19 protein-coding genes are annotated in these 20,703 nt (G+C 57.7%); 14 read left to right on the top strand and 5 right to left on the bottom strand.

Annotated elements, in window-relative coordinates:
- Nucleotides 1-28: 28 nt before the first annotated feature.
- Nucleotides 29-304, top strand: a complete 276-nt coding sequence (locus tag AC0V6Q_RS05395; RefSeq protein ID WP_486167383.1) for a hypothetical protein — start codon at nt 29-31, stop codon at nt 302-304.
- Nucleotides 305-396: 92 nt separating this feature from the next.
- On the top strand, nt 397-2,214 hold the full coding sequence (gene lepA, locus AC0V6Q_RS05390; RefSeq protein ID WP_486167382.1) for a translation elongation factor 4: 1,818 nt from the start codon (nt 397-399) through the stop codon (nt 2,212-2,214).
- 329 nt (nt 2,215-2,543) lie between these two features.
- On the opposite strand, the gene AC0V6Q_RS05385 is transcribed toward lepA, so the two are convergent.
- Nucleotides 2,544-4,757 carry a hypothetical protein gene (locus AC0V6Q_RS05385; RefSeq protein ID WP_486167381.1) on the bottom strand — a complete coding sequence of 738 codons (2,214 nt, stop codon included), beginning with the start codon at nt 4,755-4,757 and terminating at the stop codon, nt 2,544-2,546.
- A 53-nt stretch (nt 4,758-4,810) separates the two neighbouring features.
- Nucleotides 4,811-5,695 (bottom strand): hypothetical protein, encoded by an 885-nt coding sequence (locus AC0V6Q_RS05380; protein ID WP_486167380.1) that lies wholly within the window; start codon nt 5,693-5,695, stop codon nt 4,811-4,813.
- A gap of 100 nt (nt 5,696-5,795) precedes the next feature.
- On the opposite strand from AC0V6Q_RS05380, the gene AC0V6Q_RS05375 reads away from it, so the two are divergent.
- From AC0V6Q_RS05375 to AC0V6Q_RS05335, 9 genes are all read left to right on the top strand, one after another.
- Nucleotides 5,796-7,892, top strand: a complete 2,097-nt coding sequence (locus AC0V6Q_RS05375) for a molybdopterin-dependent oxidoreductase (RefSeq protein WP_486167379.1) — start codon at nt 5,796-5,798, stop codon at nt 7,890-7,892.
- Nucleotides 7,893-8,041: 149 nt separating this feature from the next.
- A complete protein-coding gene (locus tag AC0V6Q_RS05370) occupies nt 8,042-9,004 on the top strand; it encodes a tetratricopeptide repeat protein (protein WP_486167378.1) in 963 nt (320 codons plus the stop codon).
- A gap of 107 nt (nt 9,005-9,111) precedes the next feature.
- Complete coding sequence (locus AC0V6Q_RS05365; RefSeq protein WP_486167377.1) at nt 9,112-9,906, top strand: outer membrane protein assembly factor BamD; 795 nt, start codon at nt 9,112-9,114, stop codon at nt 9,904-9,906.
- A gap of 99 nt (nt 9,907-10,005) precedes the next feature.
- Nucleotides 10,006-11,673, top strand: coding sequence for a DNA repair protein RecN (gene recN / locus AC0V6Q_RS05360; protein ID WP_486167376.1), 1,668 nt, complete (start codon nt 10,006-10,008; stop codon nt 11,671-11,673).
- The gene (locus AC0V6Q_RS05355) at nt 11,673-12,191 is read left to right on the top strand and encodes a hypothetical protein (RefSeq protein WP_486167375.1); all 519 of its coding nucleotides are present in this window, start codon (nt 11,673-11,675) and stop codon (nt 12,189-12,191) included. Before recN ends, AC0V6Q_RS05355 begins: the two co-directional genes overlap by 1 nt.
- Nucleotides 12,192-12,197: 6 nt before the next feature.
- Entirely contained in the window at nt 12,198-12,560 is a 363-nt protein-coding gene (locus AC0V6Q_RS05350) for a hypothetical protein (RefSeq protein WP_486167374.1), read from the top strand.
- Between the two features lie 98 nt (nt 12,561-12,658).
- On the top strand, nt 12,659-14,740 hold the full coding sequence (gene ligA, locus AC0V6Q_RS05345; RefSeq protein WP_486167373.1) for an NAD-dependent DNA ligase LigA: 2,082 nt from the start codon (nt 12,659-12,661) through the stop codon (nt 14,738-14,740).
- Nucleotides 14,737-14,931 carry a glycine zipper domain-containing protein gene (locus AC0V6Q_RS05340; protein ID WP_486167372.1) on the top strand — a complete coding sequence of 65 codons (195 nt, stop codon included), beginning with the start codon at nt 14,737-14,739 and terminating at the stop codon, nt 14,929-14,931. The genes ligA and AC0V6Q_RS05340 overlap by 4 nt, the downstream gene beginning before the upstream one ends.
- Complete coding sequence (locus AC0V6Q_RS05335) at nt 14,931-15,425, top strand: CinA family protein (RefSeq protein ID WP_486167371.1); 495 nt, start codon at nt 14,931-14,933, stop codon at nt 15,423-15,425. Before AC0V6Q_RS05340 ends, AC0V6Q_RS05335 begins: the two co-directional genes overlap by 1 nt.
- A 16-nt stretch (nt 15,426-15,441) precedes the next feature.
- Here the strand turns inward: AC0V6Q_RS05335 and AC0V6Q_RS05330 are convergent, their stop codons facing one another.
- Genes AC0V6Q_RS05330 through AC0V6Q_RS05320 form a run of 3 tightly spaced genes read right to left on the bottom strand, consistent with a single transcriptional unit; the run spans nt 15,442 to nt 17,982 of the window.
- A complete protein-coding gene (locus AC0V6Q_RS05330; protein WP_486167370.1) occupies nt 15,442-16,347 on the bottom strand; it encodes a 50S ribosomal protein L11 methyltransferase in 906 nt (301 codons plus the stop codon).
- The gene (gene bla / locus AC0V6Q_RS05325) at nt 16,344-17,267 is read right to left on the bottom strand and encodes a subclass B3 metallo-beta-lactamase (RefSeq protein WP_486167369.1); all 924 of its coding nucleotides are present in this window, start codon (nt 17,265-17,267) and stop codon (nt 16,344-16,346) included. The genes AC0V6Q_RS05330 and bla overlap by 4 nt, the downstream gene beginning before the upstream one ends.
- Nucleotides 17,257-17,982, bottom strand: a complete 726-nt coding sequence (locus AC0V6Q_RS05320; RefSeq protein ID WP_486167368.1) for an SDR family NAD(P)-dependent oxidoreductase — start codon at nt 17,980-17,982, stop codon at nt 17,257-17,259. Before AC0V6Q_RS05320 ends, bla begins: the two co-directional genes overlap by 11 nt.
- A 109-nt stretch (nt 17,983-18,091) precedes the next feature.
- On the opposite strand from AC0V6Q_RS05320, the gene sdhC reads away from it, so the two are divergent.
- The 3 genes from sdhC to sdhA are packed head-to-tail and all read left to right on the top strand — an operon-like array spanning nt 18,092 to nt 20,703.
- On the top strand, nt 18,092-18,481 hold the full coding sequence (gene sdhC / locus AC0V6Q_RS05315) for a succinate dehydrogenase, cytochrome b556 subunit (RefSeq protein WP_486167367.1): 390 nt from the start codon (nt 18,092-18,094) through the stop codon (nt 18,479-18,481).
- Nucleotides 18,482-18,484: 3 nt separating this feature from the next.
- Nucleotides 18,485-18,871: a succinate dehydrogenase, hydrophobic membrane anchor protein gene (sdhD, locus tag AC0V6Q_RS05310; protein ID WP_486167366.1), complete on the top strand. Its 387-nt coding sequence runs from the start codon at nt 18,485-18,487 to the stop codon at nt 18,869-18,871.
- A complete protein-coding gene (gene sdhA, locus AC0V6Q_RS05305) occupies nt 18,871-20,703 on the top strand; it encodes a succinate dehydrogenase flavoprotein subunit (protein ID WP_486167365.1) in 1,833 nt (610 codons plus the stop codon). The genes sdhD and sdhA overlap by 1 nt, the downstream gene beginning before the upstream one ends.

Here is a 20,703-nt window from a genome sequence, read left to right as displayed (position 1 = left end):
TGATGATGTTCCCAAGGGCACTCAATTTGTGGTTGATCTTGGCGGCGGACAATTAGCAGTGGCAACCGTCATCCGCTCGAACGGCGATACGCAAGGGCTCGAATTTGAACAGCATTTGATCGACGATGGATCGGGTGGCTTGTGCACCCGCAACCGCGTTTCGCCATACGCATTGTCTGCCGCAGGTGCACCTCTCGCGGCGCTCTCGCCGGGAAGCTATCACAAGATGCAAGGCGGCGTATTGGGGCAGGGTAGCGTGCCCAAGTTCACCTACGCTCCGCAGGCCCGTTTCGAAGCAGCATAAACTGCATCTTCTTGCTTGGTAGCAGTCGGCATTTGACTGTTGCAATATTCGCGAATGACATAAGGCTTTATGCTCGCTAAACGGCGGGGGAAATGACTGACCTCTCCAAAATCCGCAACTTCTCTATTATTGCTCATATTGACCATGGCAAGTCCACGCTGGCCGACCGGTTGATCCAGTTCACGGGCGGCCTCACCGCGCGTGAAATGTCCGAGCAAGTCCTTGATAATATGGACATTGAGAAAGAACGCGGCATCACCATCAAGGCGCAGACCGTGCGCCTCAACTACACCGCCAAGGATGGCGAAACCTATCAGCTCAACCTGATGGACACGCCCGGCCACGTCGACTTTGCCTATGAGGTCTCGCGCAGCCTTGCCGCATGCGAAGGCGCGCTGCTGGTCGTCGACGCTGCCCAAGGGGTCGAGGCGCAAACCCTCGCCAATGTCTACCAATCGATCGAGCATGACCACGAAATCGTCTGCGTCATCAACAAGGTCGACCTCCCCGCCGCAGAGCCAGAGCGCGTGCAGGCCGAGATCGAAGAGGTCATCGGCCTCGACGCATCTGACGCCGTCATGACGTCAGCCAAAACCGGCATCGGCATTGAAGACGTGCTCGAAGCGGTCGTCGCCAAAATCCCGCCTCCGCAAGGCGAGCGCGACGCACCGCTCAAGGCCTCCCTCGTCGATTCATGGTACGACCCCTACCTCGGCGTCGTCATCCTTGTCCGCGTTATCGAAGGCGTCCTTACCAAGGGCCAGCAGATCAAATTCATGCAAGGCGGCACCCAGCACCTCGTCGACCGCGTCGGTTGTATGCGCCCCAAGATCGAGCAACTGCCAGAACTCGGCCCCGGCGAAATCGGGTTTATTACGGCGCAAATCAAAGAGGTCGAACAGGCCCGCGTCGGTGACACCATCACCACCGTCAAAAACGGCGCTACCGAGCCGCTCAAAGGCTATAAGGAAGTCCAGCCCGTCGTCTTCTGCGGCCTTTTCCCCGTGGACGCCGCCGATTTTGAAAAACTGCGCGAGAGCATCGGCAAGCTGCGCCTGAACGATGCCTCTTTCTCCTTCGAGATGGAATCGAGCGCGGCGCTTGGCTTTGGCTTCCGCTGCGGGTTCCTTGGCCTCCTGCACCTCGAAATCATCCAGGAACGCCTCAGCCGCGAATACGACCTCGACCTCATCACCACCGCGCCGTCCGTTGTTTACCGCCTGCAACTCAGCAAGTCGAAGACCGAGGATGCGAAGGAAATCATGCTCCACAACCCGGCCGACTGGCCCGATGTGAACCGCATCGCCATGATCGAGGAGCCGTGGATCAAGGCGGTGATCTACACCCCCGACGAATATCTCGGCTCTATCCTCAAACTGTGTCAGGACCGGCGCGGTATCCAGACCGATCTGACATATGTGGGCGGGCGCGCGCAGGTGACGTATGAGCTGCCTTTGAACGAGGTGGTGTTTGATTTTTACGATAGGTTGAAATCAATTTCGCGCGGCTATGCCAGCTTCGATTACGAGCAAATCGGCCTTCGCGAAGGCGACCTTGTGAAGATGAACATCCTCGTCAACGCGGAACCCGTCGATGCGCTGTCCCTGATCGTGCACGCCGGCGTCGCAGAAGAGCGCGGCCGCGGCATGTGCGAGCGTCTCAAAGACCTGATCCCGCGCCACTTGTTCAAAATCCCCGTGCAAGCCGCCATCGGCGGCAAAATCATCGCCCGCGAGACAATCGCTGCGATGCGCAAAGACGTGACGGCCAAGTGTTACGGCGGCGATATTTCGCGAAAGAAGAAGCTGCTGGAGAAGCAGAAAAAGGGCAAGGCCAAGATGCGCGAGTACGGAAACGTGAGTATTCCGCAGGAAGCATTTATTGCTGCATTGAGGATGGGTGAGGAGTGAAGCCCCGCAGCTAAGTTGAGGATTGCGCAGCAACCGCAGGCTTAGATGCTAGCGGCTCTAACTCCGGCCAGCGGGTCCGTGCTAGCGGAACCCGTCTGACGTCACGCGGCGCATGGAGCGATTGCGCTAGTAATCGTGGAACGGCGTGTGGCAAATGCAATTGACCATACCTTGAAATAGGGTCAATTCTTCATCGCGTTACGAATGTGAACCTCGGCACTCTGTATTTTGGACACGATCACTTTGCCTTGGCCGCCTTCTCTGCTGGCTAGCGAAAATGCGACCTGCAAGTGCGAAAGAGCTTTCTTCAATTCAGTGTCCATAGCTTGTCACGCCTCCTCAATCTGGAGCTTACCTATCGTTTCAGTTCCCAAGGCGCTAACCTCTTCAAATAGCCGCTTGAGGTGAAGGTTCGCCATGTCGAGGATCGGCTCATACATGAACGAATTTAGGTGAATATTCTCCGGGGTCATCAGATTGACTTTGTTCAGGACTTTGATTTCCAGTGTTCTATCTGGAAACAGCTCTCGATACTTCTTCGTAAGTTCAAAAGTCTGGTTCTTTGAGATTTGCGTCACGAACTCATCATCTGCGATCTCTTGGATCATAAACTCCTCGGCTTTCAAACGGATCGCGATAGAAAGTACAATCTTCGACTCTAGCTCGATCGCCTCTTCGTCAAGCTCCTTGGCGGCCTCCGCTTGGGAGAAAAGGACTTCCACATAGGATTCGCTTTCTCGTGAAAGACTCAGAGAAGCGGGAAACTTCGCGACGCCCTCAATGATCGATTTGAGATCTCCAATCGTCAATGCTGCCGTTCCCGATTGAATATGCAAAAACTGGGTGAGCAAATTCTCGCTGTTCTCATCTCCAGCATACTCGGCAAGGTTACGAAAAAGCGGGATTGATGCTAATAAGAAGTCGTAATTCTGATCCAATGGGATCTGTTCGCGCCAATGCTTGAACGGGTTGTTCTGATACTTCTCTTGTTTGAGCGTGACGCCCTCTCCATCTTTGATGGCATGTAGCTTATGTTGCCTACTCAACCCAACTCGTCCGGAGAATGTCCGGTAAAAATCGTAGTTGTGAGTGAGGACAATTTGGTAAAAGAACTCAGTCTCAGAGATATCGCGGAGGTACTCCACGATGGCATACTTATTCTTGTAGTCAAAAGAGTCAGCGATATCGTCGAGTACGAACAAAGTCTCAGTTTTGGCGTCAAGGCGCGCCATAACCTCGAAAATCACATTCAATATGTAGAGTGCCCGTTTCTCACCGGTACTTAAACTACGAATAAGGTCCCCCTCGGAAACTGCCTTCTCGGTTCCGTCACGATCTTTGAACCGGAAATTTATGCTGGGCGCGTCACGTCGAAGTATTACATCCTCCTGGTTCTCCATCGTTACAATAAACGGTACCGAAAACCGTTCGTTAAACTCAGCGAGTACCTGCGACCAACGCGTAGCTTCTTCACCAGCAGCCTCGATAATTTTATCGAGTTTCTCTTTGCCATTTTGATAGGTTTCGAGAGCGGTATTGAAGCGTTCTTCGTGCGCTGAAAGATAAGCGATCCAAAAACGCTGTTTCAATCGTTCCGGACGAACAAGTTCTGGAATTATCTCGTCATTCTCCGAGATATAATCACGGAATGCTTTGAGATCAGCATTCTTGGTCAGAATTTTGTCAATATTCTCGAACGCGGTCTGAAGCTCTGGATTGCCGATGATCGACTGCTTCTCAATCTCAATGTATTTGACGAGATCAGCTTCGGTCTTAATCTCCTCCCGCACGTCCTTATTGTTCACATAGACAGAATGCTCAGCTTCAAAGAACCCATTTTTCTTCAGGCTGCTTGCGACATCGGACGCGTTGTTGTGGTTGAACACTCCTCTCTTGAAGAAGAACGAGTCGCTAGTAAGCTTATCGTATACTTCCATATACCGTTGAATTTGCTCTTGAAAATCACGTGAAAACAAGACCTCTTGAGCCTTGGGCGTGAACACCTTGTTATATTTCAGACTTGCCAAATGTGCGAATGGCTTCTCCGCGACTTCGTCGCGAAGCCTGAGTAACGATCGGAAGAATTGCTTGGGATCTTGAGACACATCTTCGCTCAAGATCTCCTCGGCCTTTGCGGCCGGCCTTAGACCAGCGTCCGTGCCGAGTTCCTTGATCAAGCTCTCTTTTTCTGCATCGATTTGACGTCGTACATCATCGTATTCGCGGCGGAGAGCTTGGTTTACCAAGAGGGTCGAGACCCTCTCAGATTTGAATGCTTCATTATAGGGCTCGACGACAAATACGTTTTCTTGCGCTAAATCGTTGCCATCAGACAGCATGGTACGAACCAATTCTCTTTCGGGAAAGATCCGGTCACCTGAGGGTTTGCCTTTCTCGACGTCTTGAAAACAACGAGCCAGCGAGCTTTTCATCGCGCCATTCGGCGCATAGATTGCAAATTGCCGGTCCTTTGTGAAATCAAAATCATAGCTAAGGCGCTGAATTCCATAGCAATTCTGGATTTCAATTTTTAGTTTATCCATGACTTTTCCTTTGGTTAGTTTGGTGCCTCTTGAAAGGCGGATTGGCAAGGTCATCAGTCAGTGTTTCCCCACCCATCATCCTTAAGCGAGTGCACCGTCTTCCTCACCTTAGGCTCGGGCTTCTTGCGCCAATCGAAGGCTTCCGCATTCACCGCCTCCCTCGGCCCCTCGTAATGCCTGCGGCGCATGGCTTCGTTGGCGGCTAGGCGCTCGAAGTCGGCGTTGCGTAGAGTCTCGAACGCCTTCCACGCCTTGCGGGTTTCTTCGGAGAATTGCTCCCATTCGCGCTGGCGGGTGAGCTCAACCTCGCGGCGGACCCCGGCGATTTTGGCGTCGATGTTATCGCGGATGGCCTGCACGGTGGCGGGGTCGGCGCGCTTTTTTGCCTCTTTGGCCAGAGAGGCGGCTTGCTCGGCCTCCCATTTTTTACGGAATTTGGCGCGCCATTTCTTTTTGAGGCGGCGCTTTTCCATTCTGCCGACCGCGTTGAGGCCCTTTAGGCTCGACTTGCCTTGGCCAAAGCGATCGGGCGCGCGGCTTTTCAGCATGAACATCAGCAGCTGATCGTTGACCTTTTTGCGCATGCCGACAAGCTCGCCATAGGAATAGACGGGCTCCTCCACGCCGTTCAACGCGCGCTCCATCGCGACGTCTTCGAGGCGCTCTACACCGAGGTCCAGCGCCTTTTGCCACGCTTCGCGAAAGCTTGACGCGCCCTCTTTTCGGCGCAGGTCATACGCGCCCCTCTGGCTCATATCGACGGCTCTGCACGCGGACTGGACGCTGCCGGTCCGGGCGAGCGCTTCGATAAACTGCTTCTGGCGCGTCGGGGTCCAGCCGTCATTACGGATGCGCCGGGGGACGACGGGAGTGAAGGCGGGGAGCTGGCCGGGGGGGACAGCCAAGCGAGTGGTGCGGGGATCGGTACGGCGGGTCATGGGGGCTTAACCAAGCAGAAAAGCGCCGAGTAGGAAAATGCGAGTGCTTGCCCTTGGGCGCGCTGGGCGGCACAAGGGGGCTCAAGAGAGAGGCCTACACATGACTGTCATTCATAAGCGCACGTGCCACATTTGTGAGGCGAATTGCGGGATTTTGGTCGAGGTTGAGGGGCGCCGCGTGCTCTCGATCAAGGGCAATCCCGACAACCCGCTCAGCCGGGGGTATATCTGTCCCAAGGCGACTGCGATTGCTGATCTTCAGGATGATCCTGACCGCTTGCGCAAACCGGTGAAGCGGGTGGGGGACAGCTGGGAAGAGATGGATTGGGACGCGGCCTACCGCGAGATTGCGGCGAAAGTGGCTGCGATTGATCCCGATGGCACGGCGTCGGCCTTTTACCGCGGGAACCCGAGCGCGCATGACTATGCTCTGGTGCTGCAATCGCGCCATTTGCAGCGGGCCGTTGGGGCAAAGCGCAGCTATTCCGCCTCCACCCTCGACCAGATGCCGCACCATTATGTGCAGTATCAGATGTATGGCCATGTGAGCTTGGCCGCGGTGCCTGATATTGATCGGACAATGCATTTGTTGATCCTTGGCGGCAATCCGATGGCGTCCAATGGCAGCTTGTGGACGGTGCCCGATTTTCGCGGGAGAGTGCGCGAGCTTCATGCGCGCGGCGGGACGATGACGGTGGTGGATCCGCGCAAGACCGAGACGGCCAAGGTCGCCGATCACTGGGTGCCGGTGAGGCCTGGCACGGACACCGCATTGCTGGTTGCGATCTTGAAGATTGTGCTTGAGGCGAAGCCGGACCTGCGCCCCGATTTGGCCGAGGTGTGCGATCAGAACCTTGACCCTGTGCGCGATGCTCTGGCGCAGTTCGACATTGCGAAATTGTCTGCCTTTTGCGGGGTGAGCGAGGCGGAAATCCGCGAGATGGCCGCGCCATTCACAGGCGATGTGCCTGCCGCCATCTATGGCCGGATGGGGGTGTCTGTTTGCGAGTTCGGAGCGCTCAACCATTGGATCGTCCAGCTTATCAATCTGGCCTCGGGCAATCTTGACCGCGTTGGCGGGACCATGTTCCCCAAACCGCTGTTCGATCTGGTCGGCCTAAACGGCCCGGGCGGGATCAGCACGGTCGAGACCGCTCGCGGCACGCTTCCGTCTGTCATGGGCGAAACCCCGATGGTGGCCTTCGCCGACGAGATGCTGCGCGAGGATGATGGGCGCATCAAAGTCCTGTTCGTCCAGTCGGGCAATCCTGTGCTGTCTGCCCCCGATGGCCGCAAGACCGAAGAGGGCCTGCAGAAACTTGACCTGATGGTCGCCTTCGACCCGCATATCACCGAGACATCACGCCACGCGGATTACGTTTTGCCTCCGTGCGGACCGCTTGAAAAAGACCATTTCAACATGTTCTTTGGCCCACTTTCGGTCCGCAATTTCGGAGCTTACTCTGCACCGACCCTGCCGATGGAAGAGGGCGCGAAAACCGATTGGGAAATCGTCAGCGAGCTCGCCATTGCGGTCCATGCGGCCAAGGGCAGCTCTGCCCCCAATATGCAAACGCCCCGCGAGCAATTGGACGCTCTGCTCAAAGCGTCGCCTGCCGGAATGACACTCGCCGAAGTGGAAGCAATGCCGGACGGCGTTGACCTTGGCCCGCTTGAGCCTTGTATCAAGGACCGACTGCAAACCCATGACAGGACAATCCACGTAGCGCCCGCAGAATTGCTCGCCGATATCGAGCGATTTGCGCAAACGATGAACGAAGTTCCCGAAGACGCGCTGCGCCTTATCGGCAGACGCCACGTTCGCTCCAACAACAGCTGGCTCCACAATTCGCACCGCCTCGTCAAAGGGCCGGACCGCTGCACTCTTATGATGCACCCAGAGGACGCAAAGCTGCGCGGGATCACAGATGGACAGGCAATCGCCATTCAATCCGATGTCACCGTGATCGAAACCACTGCCGAAATCACCGATGACATGATGCAAGGCGTCGTCTCTCTGCCGCACGGGTGGGGGCACAATCGCGGCGGGCTAAGCTGGAAAACGGCGGCCGATCATGCAGGCGTTTCCTTCAACGATCTGGTCGGGACACAGCGGTTTGATGCGCTCACCGGAAATGCCGTTCTGAATGGCATTGCGGTGAGCGTTTCGCCCAAAGAGGCTGCACTCGCTTCCTAGGACAGGACACCAAGCCAGAGCGGCGGCCAAGGGCTTAGCAAAAACTTAGTGCATTTTGCGCTACGGCGACGAGCATGGAAAAGCTGTGTTCAAGATTGTGGTCTTGCGCTCTGGCAGCGGTCATGGCCGTCTCGCTTGGAGCATGCGAAATGCTCAGCACGTCGTCCACCTATGAGGACGCGCAAAGCGCCTTTGACCAAGGGCAGTATCGCATTGCCAATGCGCATTTGAACGATGTCCTTGCAAGCGGGGAGGCCGATGACCGGGCGCGCAAGCTGCAACTGGCGCTCATGCTCAAATTTGGCGACGGAAACCGCGCATTGGCGGCGCTTGGGCAGTTGTCGAAAGATGCGTTGAGCGAGGACGAACGCAGGGTGGCTCTTGCCCACGCGCTCCTTTTGCAAGGGTCGGCGCAAAATGTGATCGAACTGTACGATCCCATCCTCCTTGATGACCATTCCGAGCAGGATTTGCGCATGCTCTTGTGGGCGCTGGTTCAGTTGAACGATGAGCCGACATTCACGCAGCGTCTCGAATACGCTCTCGGGCGTTTCCCGAACAGCGCGCATATCAATGCTCTTGCCGCCAATCGCTTGTATGACCTCAGAAAGCCGACCGAGGCAGCGCCCTATGCCGTCGCGGCGATCAAAAATGGCGAGGACAACCTCGAAGCGCGGCTCGTCGCCGGACGCAAAGCGATCTTTGATGGCAGGCTGGAAGAAGCGATAGATCACTATCAAAAAGCGAACACAATCAACCCATTGGCACCTTTGCCTCTTGCTAATGTAGCCGGCTTGCAGCTTGATCTTGGTCAGGTTGATGCAGCCGCAGATACTCTGAAAATCGCGCTGGACAATCACCCGGACTATCCGTTCCTGCAATGGCAATTGGCGCGCTACAGGGTGGCGATTGGCAATTTTCAGGGAGCGCGCGAGGCGAAGGACCAGGCGGAGCGAGCGTTTGCCAACAATCCTGAATTTATTTTGCTCACTGCCCAGATCGAAGACGGGCTGGGCAATAGGGCGCTCGCCCTCGATAACTATCGAAGGTTCGTGCGCGAAGCTGGTGAAGTGCCCGAGGTTATGGCCAAAATCGCAGAGCTTGAAGGGTGATCTGACCCGCCAATCGCCCGTATTTTTCGGGTAGCCGGACTTTGATGGCGCAAAAGCCCAAGAACTTCACTTGGCGTTCACCTTGAGGCTGGCTATATCCCGCTCCCATGACACGCTCAATTCGTTCGAAAATCACTCGCGCTGCCATCCTTGGAGGCGTCATTGCTACCACCGCTGCATGCGGAGGCGGCTCTGCCAATGAAGATGTCGCCTATGTCGCGCGCGATGTGGAGACGCTTTACGCCGAGGCGCAAAACCGCCTGGATAGCGGCAATACACAGGTAGCGGCGGCTCTGTTCGACGAGGTAGAGCGTCAGCACCCCTATTCGCCATGGGCCCGCCGCGCCCAGTTGATGAGCGCGTTCAGCTATTACATCTCGCGCGATTACAACAAGTCGATCCAGAACGCTCAACGCTTCTTGTCGATCCACCCGGGTAACAAAGACGCGCCTTACGCCTATTATCTCATCGCGCTTTGCTATTACGAGCAAATCTCCGATGTGAACCGCGACCAGTCGATTACCGAGCAAGCGCAAACCGCGCTTCGCGAAGTAAACCGCCGTTTCCCGCAAACCGAATACGCAGCAGATGCGCGTCTGAAGCTTGACCTTGTGGCTGACCACCTGGCCGGCAAAGAAATGGAAATCGGCCGCTTTTACCAGCGTTCCGGCCGCTGGCTCGCGGCGCAATTGCGTTTCCGTAACGTGGTCGAGGATTTCGAGACCACCAGCCACACACCAGAAGCGCTCTACCGCCTGACCGAAAGCAGCCTTGCGCTGGGTATCCGCGAAGAAGCAGTGAAGTACACCGCCGTTCTTGGCGCGAACTATCCGGGCACGGAATGGTACGAGAAAGCCTACGAACTCGTGCAAGACCACGCGAGCGACGTGACGCCGATCTAATCGCTGCGACTGCTTAAGAATGCCGTCTGATTAAAGCTGTTCGTTTCCGCACAAACCCTGCGTGACGAGGGCGTAGGATTGCGTTAAGCCAGCGTTGCAATGCTAACCCGGCTTTCCATCCGTAATATCGTTCTGATCGAAGCGCTTGACCTTGATTTCAGGCGCGGGCTGGGCGTGCTCACGGGTGAGACAGGGGCGGGTAAGTCGATTTTATTGGACGCGCTCGGGCTTGTGCTTGGCGACAGGGCGGAGACCGCTCTGGTACGCGGAGGCGAGGATAAGGCGAGCGTTTCCGCAAGCTTTGAATTTGCCACTATGCCGCCAGCGATAAGCCGGGCTCTGGATGATGCCGATATTGAAATCGAACCAGGCGAGCCTCTGATTATCCGCCGTCAGGTCAAGGCGGATGGAGGGTCAAAGGCGTTTATCAACGACCAACCGACCAGCGTTGGCTTGCTGCGTGAGCTTGCCGCAAATCTGGTTGAGCTGCATGGACAGCATGATGATCGCGGCCTTGTGAACCCGCGCGGGCATATGGCTTTGCTCGACCGGTTTGCAGGCACCGACCTCGATGCGCTGGGCCGCCGCTGGAAGGCTTGGGCCAAGGCGGAAGCGCAGCTTGCCGAAGCACGCGATGAGGTCGAGCAGGCGCGCGCGGATCAGGATTTGCTGATTGCGCATTTGGCCGAACTCACCGCCCTTGAACCACAGGCGGGCGAGGAAAGCCGTCTCGCTCTGTCGCGCGCGGACATGCAGAAGGGCGAGAGGCTTTCAGGCGACCTTGAAGAGCTGCGCCACCTTTGGGAAGGTTCGGATTCCCCGCTCGCCAATCTGCGGGTGGCCGCGCGCAAGCTTGACCGGATCGCCGAAGAACATCCCTTGCTCAAAGAGGCGCTTGAGGCGCTTGACCGGGCTGTCATTGAGGCGGGCGAGGCGGAGGACAAGCTGGAAGCAGCAGCCCTTGCGCTAGTGCACGATCCGCAAGCCTTGGATGCAGCCGAAACGCGGCTTTTTGAATTGCGCGCACTGGCGCGAAAGCACCGCTGCGAAGTGGATGCTTTGCCTGAACTCATGCGCGATATGCGCGTGCGGCTTGATGCAATTGAGGGCGGCGAGGCGCAGCTTGACGCGCTCGAAGCGGGCGCGCGCGAGGCGCGTGAGGCGTATCTGAAGACAGCCGAGAAAGCGCATGAGACCCGCGTCAAAGCGGCGAAAAAGCTCGACAAAGCGGTGGCTGCTGAATTGGCGCCGCTGAAACTTGATGCAGCGCGGTTCCAGACCTCGATCAATGTTCTGCCCGAAGATCGCTGGGGCGCGTCAGGCATGGATGGGGCAGAGTTCCTGATCTCCACCAATCCGGGTTCGGATTTTGCGCCCCTCAACAAAATTGCGTCGGGCGGTGAGCTTTCCCGCTTTATCCTCGCTCTTAAAGTCGCTTTGGCCGAGAAAGGCGGGGCAGCGACCATTATCTTTGACGAGATTGACCGCGGCGTTGGCGGCGCTGTGGCAAGCGCCATTGGCGAACGATTGGCCCGGCTCGCAAGCGAAGAAGGCCAGCTTCTCGCCGTCACCCACAGCCCGCAAGTGGCCGCACGCGGGTCACAGCATTACCTCATCGCGAAATCGTCGAAAGGCACAGTCACTAAGACCGGTGTCATTGAGCTCGACGCTGAAGGCAGGCAGGAAGAGATTGCCCGCATGCTTTCGGGTGCAGAGATCACTTCGGAGGCACGCGCGCAGGCGGATCGGCTGCTGGAGGAAGTGTAATGGAAATACTGGGCGGAATTCTCGCTGGGCTGGTGCTGATGGCGCTGTTGGCAGGCGTCGGGCTTGCGGCCATCGTCGCGCTTGCGCTGATGGGGGTGCTCTATTTCCTGACCGAGCTGGACTTCAGGAAAGTGTTTCTCATCTCCGCAGGTGTGGGGCTACTGGCGCCGGTCTTCCTGGGGCTCGCGATTTCCGGCGCGGTGGCGGATGGCTCGCTTGAACGTGATTTGCGCGACGAATTGGGCAGTATTGTCCAATTGCCGGATGATGCGGGCGAGAAATGGCGCGAGGCGCTGCCCAAGCTGCGCGAAATCGGCGAGGCAAGCGAGCGCGGCGAGCTGTCCGACGAAGAGGCCGAGGCGCGAGTGCGCGAAATTTTCGGCGAGTTTGAAGACCTCCGGATCGGTATCGATGTGAACGGCGATGGCATCGTAATCGGAGACAGCGATACAGGCGTTCCGCTAGAATTACCGGAAGGCGTTGAGGCCGAAAACGCAAACCCCGATGGAGCTCAATAAGAAGCGATGAGCGAAGGGCTGTCCAAACCGGGCTTACCATCCAATTTCATGGTTGGTCTTGCGGTTTTGCTTTCGCTCGCGGGTACACTGTTCGGTTTTGCCGGGCTGCTTATGTGGAGCTTTCGCGCGGCTGAAGTGATGATGCCGGACGCGCGCACGCCGCCTGAATGGCTGGATACGCTTTTTCCATACGCAACGCTTGTGAACTTTGGCCTGATGGCGACGATCACGGTTCTGGGCCTGCTGAATATCCTCCTGGCTGTTCGTGCCCGGGAATTTCTTGCCGGCGGGTGGAAGCGTTGGATGATCCAGTCCATGATAAGCATCATCGCTGCTATCATTTTTTTGAATGCCACCAATGTCGCCTGACTCAAAGAATCCATCTCCCAAAGACATGTCCGAAGTCGATGCCGCCAACGAATTGATGCGGCTTGCGCGAAAAATCGCCATAAGGGCGGAATTCTAACATGCCCAAAAAACTGACACCCGAAGAACGCAAGGAGTTAGCGCGAGAACTGTCTCAGCTTCAGAACAGCATTGTCTTTCACAGGCATAGATATGACGACTTGGATGATCCGATTATCTCTGATGATGAATTTGATGGGCTAAAAATGCGTGCCCAAGAAATTGAAGATAAGCTCGTAATAACAGAGGACGACCTCTTGAGCGTACAGCGGCTAGTGGGCGCCCCCTCAACTTCTTCGCTATCAAAGGTCTTGCACGAAGTAAGGATGCTTAGTCTCGACAACGCGTTCAAGGCTCAGGACGTAGCAGAATGGGTCGAGCGTATTCGGCGCTATCTCAACCTGTCCGAAAGCGATCCGGTTGTCATTACCGCCGAGGATAAGATTGACGGTCTGTCGTGCTCGCTTCGCTATGAAAAGGGCAAGCTGGTACGCGCCGCCACGCGCGGGGACGGGCAGGTGGGCGAGGATGTGACGCCCAATGCGCGGCATATTGCGGACATTCCGCAAGAGCTGCCAGAAGGCGTTCCGGACGTTTTCGAGGTTCGCGGTGAGGTCTATATGTCGCGGGCCGATTTTGCTGCACTGAACGCGGCTCAGGAGGAGGCGGGCGCAAAGCTTTTTGCCAATCCGCGCAATGCAGCCGCCGGGTCATTTCGCCAGAAGGATGCGAGTGTTACGGCAAAGCGTCCGCTCAAATTCTGGGCCTATGGCTGGGGCGCGGCGTCCGAAGTCCCTTGCGATACGCAATCCGACATGATGCGCAGAATTGAAAGCTGGGGCTTCCCCTTGTCGCCCTTCCTCACGCGCACTGAAACCGTCGATCAAATGATCGCGCATTATGAAGAAATCGGGCGTCAGAGGCCTGATCTTCCTTATGAAATTGACGGCGTGGTCTATAAGGTCGACCGGCTTGATTACCAACAACGCCTCGGCTTTGTCGCAAAGGCTCCGCGCTGGGCGCTGGCGCACAAATTCCCGGCAGAGCGTGCGCAAACCACTCTTGAAGCCATCGACATTCAGGTCGGGCGCACGGGTAAGCTGACCCCTGTGGGCAGGCTTGCTCCGGTGCTGGTGGGCGGTGTGACGGTCACCAATGTAACGCTCCACAACCGCGACGAGATCGAGCGGCTTGGCGTGCGCCCCGGTGACCGGGTGGTGATCCAGCGTGCAGGCGATGTTATCCCGCAAGTGGTCGAGAACCTGACCCGTGATGAACCGCGTGAGCCTTTCATCTTCCCCGACCATTGCCCCGTCTGCGACAGCGAGGCGGTGGCGCAGGATGATGATGTCGATGTACGCTGCACAGGCGGGCTGATTTGTCCGGCACAGCGCACACAGCGGCTTGAACATTTTGTCAGTCGCAAGGCGCTCGACATTGATGGCTTCGGGACGAAGACCATCGCGCAATTCTTTGAAAAAGGCTGGCTCGAAAGTCCTGCCGATATCTTCCGGCTTCGGCAGCGTCGCGAGGATATTCTGGCGCTTGAAGGGTGGCAGGATAAGTCTGTCGATAAGCTGTTGGAAGCTGTGGATAGCAAGCGCGAACCCGATGCGGCGCGGCTGCTGTTCGGCCTTGGCATTCGCCACATTGGCGAGGTGACGGCGCGCGATCTGCTGAAACACGTCCACGAACTCCCCGCCTTGCGAGAAATCGCCGAGAAAGTGCGGGCTAAAGACGGCGAGGGCGACGAGGATGCGGCCAGCGAACTCACCGCGATTGATGGCATTGGTCCTAGCGTAATCGAGGCTCTGGGCGACTTCTTTCACGAACCGCACAATGTCGCGGTGTGGGAAGATTTGCTGAGCCTTGTGAACCCGCCGCGCTACGAAGTGGAAACGGTGGAAAGCCGTGTCGCGGGCAAGACGGTTGTCTTCACCGGCAAACTCGAAACCATGAGCCGCGATGAAGCCAAGGCGCAGGCCGAACGGTTAGGCGCAAAGGCGGCAGGCAGCGTAAGCGCCAAGACCGATCTACTCGTCGCAGGACCGGGCGCAGGCTCAAAGCTCAAGAAGGCTGAAAGCCTCGGCATCGAAGTGATTGACGAAGCGGGATGGGCCGCGATTGTGGAGGCAGCAGGATGAGCATAGCCGAGAATAAGGGCGCCCGTATGGGAGTTGCCATTGCAATCGGGGTCGCTTTGGGTGTGGCCTTGGACAATCTGGCGCTCGGCATCGGTGTAGGCGTTGCGATCGGGGCTGCTCTTTCAATGACCGGGGCGGGCAAGTCGGACGCCGACGATGACGTGGATGATAACGCGGGTAAGGGCGATTGATGGATACTCTGCGTGAGTTCCATCCCCAAGCGCTTCGTATCGCGGAAGGCTTGCGCGCTCGCGGGGAGAAAGTCGCGGTCGCCGATGGAGCGACAGGCGGACTGATTATGGCGAGCCTTTTGACGGTTCCTGGCGCGCTCAATTTCTTTGTGGGCGGAGGCGTGGTCTATTCTTTCCGTGCGCGCGATGTTCTGTTTAATCAACCGCGCGAGGCGTACAAAGGCATTCGCGGGCCGTGCAAGGAATATGCGGCGCTTCAGGCGCGTTCGATCAGGGACAATATGCAGGCCGATTGGGGCCTTGCCGAAAGCGGGTCGGTCGGTGGTTCCGCCCATCCCGGCGGCGCGCCTTCGGGGCTTAGCGTCGTAGCGGTCGCGGGACCCGGCGGGTCTGAAGCGCATACCGTTTTGGAGACGGCTAGCGATGATCGCATCGCCAATATGTATGCCTTTACGCGCAATGCGCTAAACTTTCTGGAGGATGCAGTCCGCTAGGCTGTGTTTGATCAGATCAGATAAGGCGGCGTTTGCGGAACCACAAAATCGCCCAATCGCCGCGCTCAAGTCTGGCAACCAAGCGAAAGCCCATACGGCGGTATGCACGGCGCACGCAGCTTTCCTGATCCCCGCTCAAAAGGCCCGCCAGAAGCAGGTTTCCACCCGGCGCAACCGAACCGCTAAAATCAGGGGCAAGCTCGACCAGAGGCCCTGCAAGGATATTGGCGATCAAAAGGTCATAGGGCCCGCGCAGCCGCAAAAGCGGGTCGTCCATCCCGTCGGCGATCACCATCGTCACCTGATTGGGCAGGGGGCCAATCGCGACCGAGTTAAGCTCTGCATTGGTGTGGACGACATCGGCACAGATCGGGTCGATGTCGGATGCGGTGACACGGGCAGAAGGCCACAATCGGGCAGCGGCAAAGGCGAGCAATCCGGTGCCGGTCCCGATATCAGCGATGCTGCGGGCGCGCATTCCGGTGGATTTCATCGCGCTTAAAACTTCAAGGCATCCTGCGGTCGTCTCGTGCTGGCCGGTGCCGAACGCTTGCGCTGCGGGAATGGTGAAATTGATAAGGTCGGGTTCGGGATCAAAATCCGGCGTGTGCACGAAGAATCGGCCAGCGGTTATGGGCGGGGTGCCTTGCTGGCTTTCGCTCACCCAATCTGTATCGGGCAGCTCTTCCACTGAAATAGCGGGAGCTTTGCCTTCAAACAGGCTTTGGAGCGCCCGCTTCTCGGTTGCGGTTGGCTTGGTGGGAAACCACCCTTCGAGAACCCAATCTTGGGGGCGATCTTCGCTGATCTCCCGCCCCGAAATGACCAGATCGTAGTCCCATTCCTCAATCTCGTCATGCGCGAGGAGAGCCGCCTGTACGGTCTCTTTGGGCGCGTGGGCGATCAGTTTCCAGCTTTTCATCGGGCGCGATCTTCGTCGGTTAGCGCTTCATTGGAAAGTCGCGTTTCAAGGTCGAGCAATTTACCCCCTGCATAGCGCGCGCATGGCCTTACGCCGGGCGCGTTTTCGATCAGTGTTCCCGCCTGCATGCGCCGGATCATGCGGCTGTGCGACGGGTGCGGGGTTAGCAACACGGTGCAATCCTCGCGTCCCAATGCGACCAGACCGGCGCGGTATGCGGCGACATATTCGGGGTGATCGCCAAACAGGTAACCGTCGCGGCTGATCGGGGAGAGGCTGTCGGCATAGACGATGTTTTCGCAGCGTTCCCTGCATTCCTGCCAGCGCCAGCTCATCGCGCCAGGGGAGTGGCCGGGTGTCTCGATCGCGCGAATGGTGGTGCCGCCCAGCTCGAGGATGTCTCCTGTGGCCATGATCCGTCCCACGGCAACGCCTTCGAACGGTTCGTGCATCCCGTGTTGCGGGTCCGCCAGCGAATCTTCACCAGTTGTCAGCACGGGCTCTGCGGATTTTGAAGCGACCACCAGTGCGCCTGTTGCGCGCTGAAGCTTTGCCATCCCGCCGACATGGTCAAAGTGTTCGTGGCTGTACAGAAGATAGCGCACGGCCTGAAGATCAAAGCCCAGAGCAGTCACATTGGCCATGACAATATCCGCGCCTGCCTCGGTCCCGCTGTCGATCAGGACGTGGCCTTCGTCATCGGTGATAAGGATCGCTGCAATACCGCATGTGCCGACATAATAGGTGTCGCGGTAAATCCGGAAGGGCGGGGCGGGTTTGTCCCATTCATCCCATGGCTTGCAGGTGTCGAGAAAGGCTTGCTGGTCGGCAGGTATCTCCGCCTTTGTATCCTGCGCGCAAAGGGATGAGCCGACGAGGACAAGTGAAGCGGCGAGCGCATGCAGGGACTTAACGAACAAAGCTTGCTCCGTTGGCGTCTATGACTGCGCCCGTCATGCTGGCTGGCGCATCGAGTGCGCAAAAGGCGATGATGGACGCGATCTCTTGAGGGGTTGCCACCCGGCCAAGCGGGATGTCGGTGAGAAGCCCTGCACCGCCGCGGCTCTGCAGGTAATCTCCTGCCATCGACGTATCGGTAAAGCCGGGCGTTACTGCAAAGCTCAAAATGCCTTCAGCGGCATAGCCCCTTGCGATGGTCTTGTGCATTGCGACCATGCCGCCCTTGGCTGCGGCATAATGCCAGTGAGCGGGCGAATCGCCCCGATAGGCGGCGCGGCTTGCAACATGGACAAGACGCCCGCGTTCGCCGTTCTTGCCGGCGAGGCGACCTTGCCAATGGCGCACGGCAAACCGGCTGAGTTGTGCAGCGGAAGTCAGGTTGATCCGGAGGGTATCTTCCCACCGGTCGAGCCATTCAATATCGGACGAATCAAGCGAGTTGTGTTCGAACGATCCGGCATTGTTGACGAGCGCGATTATATCGCCGCCGCTCCTCTCAAGTGCTTCATTCCACAGCATTTGTGTGGCCATCGGGTCGGCAAAATCGGCCGCGATCGTATCGGGCTCTTCGCCGCGCGTGCTGTGCCCGATCACTGTGATCCCGCGCGATTCCAGCGCTTCTTTGGCGCTCGCCCCGATACCGCGGCTTGATCCGGTGAGAAGAATGTAACTCATGCAACCCCCTATCGGGAAAATTGCAAGTAAAGTCGAGCGGGTCTAGGCTTGCTTGTGGGGCCCACTTCGCTAAGTGGGTTGGGGGATAAACAATCAACATGAGACGAGTATGAGCCAAAGACCGCTTTCGCCGCACCTCCAGATATGGCGGTGGGGACCGCATATGCTGGTGTCGATCCTGCACCGCGCAACCGGAGACGGCATGGCCTTGGTCGGCCTTGGCGTTCTGGTGTGGTGGCTTGGCGCGCTTGCCAGCGGCCCGGCGGCTTATGAAACATTCATCGATATTGCGTCATCGCCGGTCGGATATGTTGTGCTGGTGGGCCTGACCTGGGCGTTCTTTACTCACATGATGAGCGGGCTTCGCCACTTCGTCCTCGATATTGGTGCAGGCTATGAACTCGACACCAACCGGTTCTGGTCGATTGCGTCACCGATCATTGCGATTGTCCTTACGGCGTGCCTTTGGGCTTACATTATCTTGGGTAAGGGAGCGTAAGCGATGGGCAACGGCACTTCAATCGGACGCGTTCGCGGGCTTGGCTCCGCACACGAAGGCGCGCATCACTGGCTGGTTGCTCGCACGACCGCCGTGGGCAATCTCATCTTGATGACGTGGCTTATCGTAAGCTTCGTCCTTCTCCCGAATTTCTCATACGAAACGGTCAGTGGCTGGATCTCTCAGCCTATTGCTGCCGTACCTATGATGCTTTTGATTATCAGCGTGTTTTACCACGCAAAGCTCGGCCTTCAGGTCCTGATCGAGGATTATGTCCACGAAGCGGGCCTGAAGTTCGGAACGCTAACCGCCCTTAACCTTGCCGCATTTGGCGGCGGCGCATTCGCTTTGTTTAGCATTGCGCGTCTAGCCCTTACAGGAGCTGCCTGATGGCAACTGCACCCGCAAACGACGCCTATAAGATTATCGACCACACCTATGATGTGGTGGTTGTAGGGGCAGGCGGTTCTGGCCTTCGCGCGACTACGGGCGCTGCTGAAGCCGGCCTTCGCACCGCAAACATCTCCAAGGTTTTCCCGACCCGCTCGCACACGGTTGCAGCGCAAGGCGGGATCGCGGCATCGCTTGGCAACAACACGCCCGATCACTGGACCTGGCATATGTATGACACCGTGAAAGGATCAGACTGGCTGGGCGATCAGGACGCGATTGAGTATCTCGTGCGCGAAGCGCCCCAAGCGGTTTACGAGCTTGAGCATGCTGGCGTCCCGTTTTCGCGTAATGAAGATGGCACGATTTATCAGCGTCCTTTCGGTGGCCACATGCAGAACATGGGCGATGGTCCTCCGGTGCAGCGCACCTGTGCTGCGGCTGACCGTACCGGCCACGCGATGCTTCACGCGCTTTACCAACAAAGTCTGAAGTATGACGCGGACTTCTTTATCGAGTATTTTGCGCTCGACCTCATCATGGCGGATGTCGACGGTCAGCAGCAATGCGTCGGCGTGATGGCGATGTGCCTTGATGATGGCACCATCCACCGTTTCCGTGCTCAGAGCGTGGTGCTGGCAACCGGCGGTTATGGCCGTTGCTACTACACCGCGACCTCTGCACACACCTGCACCGGCGATGGCGGAGGCATGGTGCTGCGTGCTGGCTTGCCATTGCAAGATATGGAATTCGTTCAGTTCCACCCAACCGGTATTTACGGCGCTGGCGTTCTCATCACAGAGGGCGCACGCGGTGAGGGCGGTTATCTGACGAACTCCGAAGGCGAGCGCTTTATGGAGCGCTATGCACCTTCTGCCAAAGACTTGGCGTCCCGCGATGTTGTCAGCCGCTCAATGGCTCTCGAAATGCGCGAAGGGCGCGGTGTTGGCGCAGATGGCGACCATATCCACCTGCACCTTGACCACATTGCGCCAGACGTTCTGGCCCAGCGTCTTCCCGGCATCACCGAGAGCGGCAAGATTTTCGCAGGCGTCGACCTGACGCGCGAAGCTTTGCCCGTGACGCCGACGGTCCACTACAATATGGGTGGCATCCAGTGTAACTATCACGGTCAGGTTGTGACCATCGGCAAGGACGGCAATCCCGATGAGGTTGTGCCGGGCCTCTATGCCGTTGGCGAAGCGGCGTGTGTGTCGGTCCACGGCGCAAACCGTCTGGGTTCAAACTCGCTCATCGACCTTGTGGTCTTTGGCCGCGCAACCGGTCTGCATTTGAAAGAAACTCTGACCGCTGGCGCATCGCAGCCCGAACTGCCAACCGACAGCGCAGACTTCTCGCTCACCCGCCTCGACCACTTCCGCTTTGCGAAGGGTGGCTCACCCACCGCCGCAATCCGTTCGGACATGCAAAAAGCGATGCAGAAACACTGCGCCGTCTTCCGCGACACTGAATTGATGGACGAGGGCGTCAAACTGCTCGCCGAGCAGAACAAGCGCATGGAAGACATCCACGTGACCGACCAGTCGCTGATCTGGAACAGCGACCTGATTGAAACGCTCGAGCTCGATAACCTCATGAGCCAGGCCAATGTCACCATGGCATCGGCTGCAAACCGCAAGGAAAGCCGCGGCGCGCACGCTCACGAAGATTTCCCGGATCGCAACGATAAAGAGTGGATGAAGCACACGGTCGCATGGTTCGAAGGCTGGGGCGGCCAAGGCAGCAACATCCGCATCGATTACCGTCCGGTGCATGAGTACACGCTTACCGAAGATGTGAGCTATATCGAGCCGAAAGCGCGGGTTTATTGA

The sequence above is a fragment of the Erythrobacter sp. S227 genome (assembly GCF_057364925.1).
The sequence above is the reverse complement of the archived record's forward strand: the minus strand, read 5'-3'. Positions and strand labels throughout refer to the sequence as shown.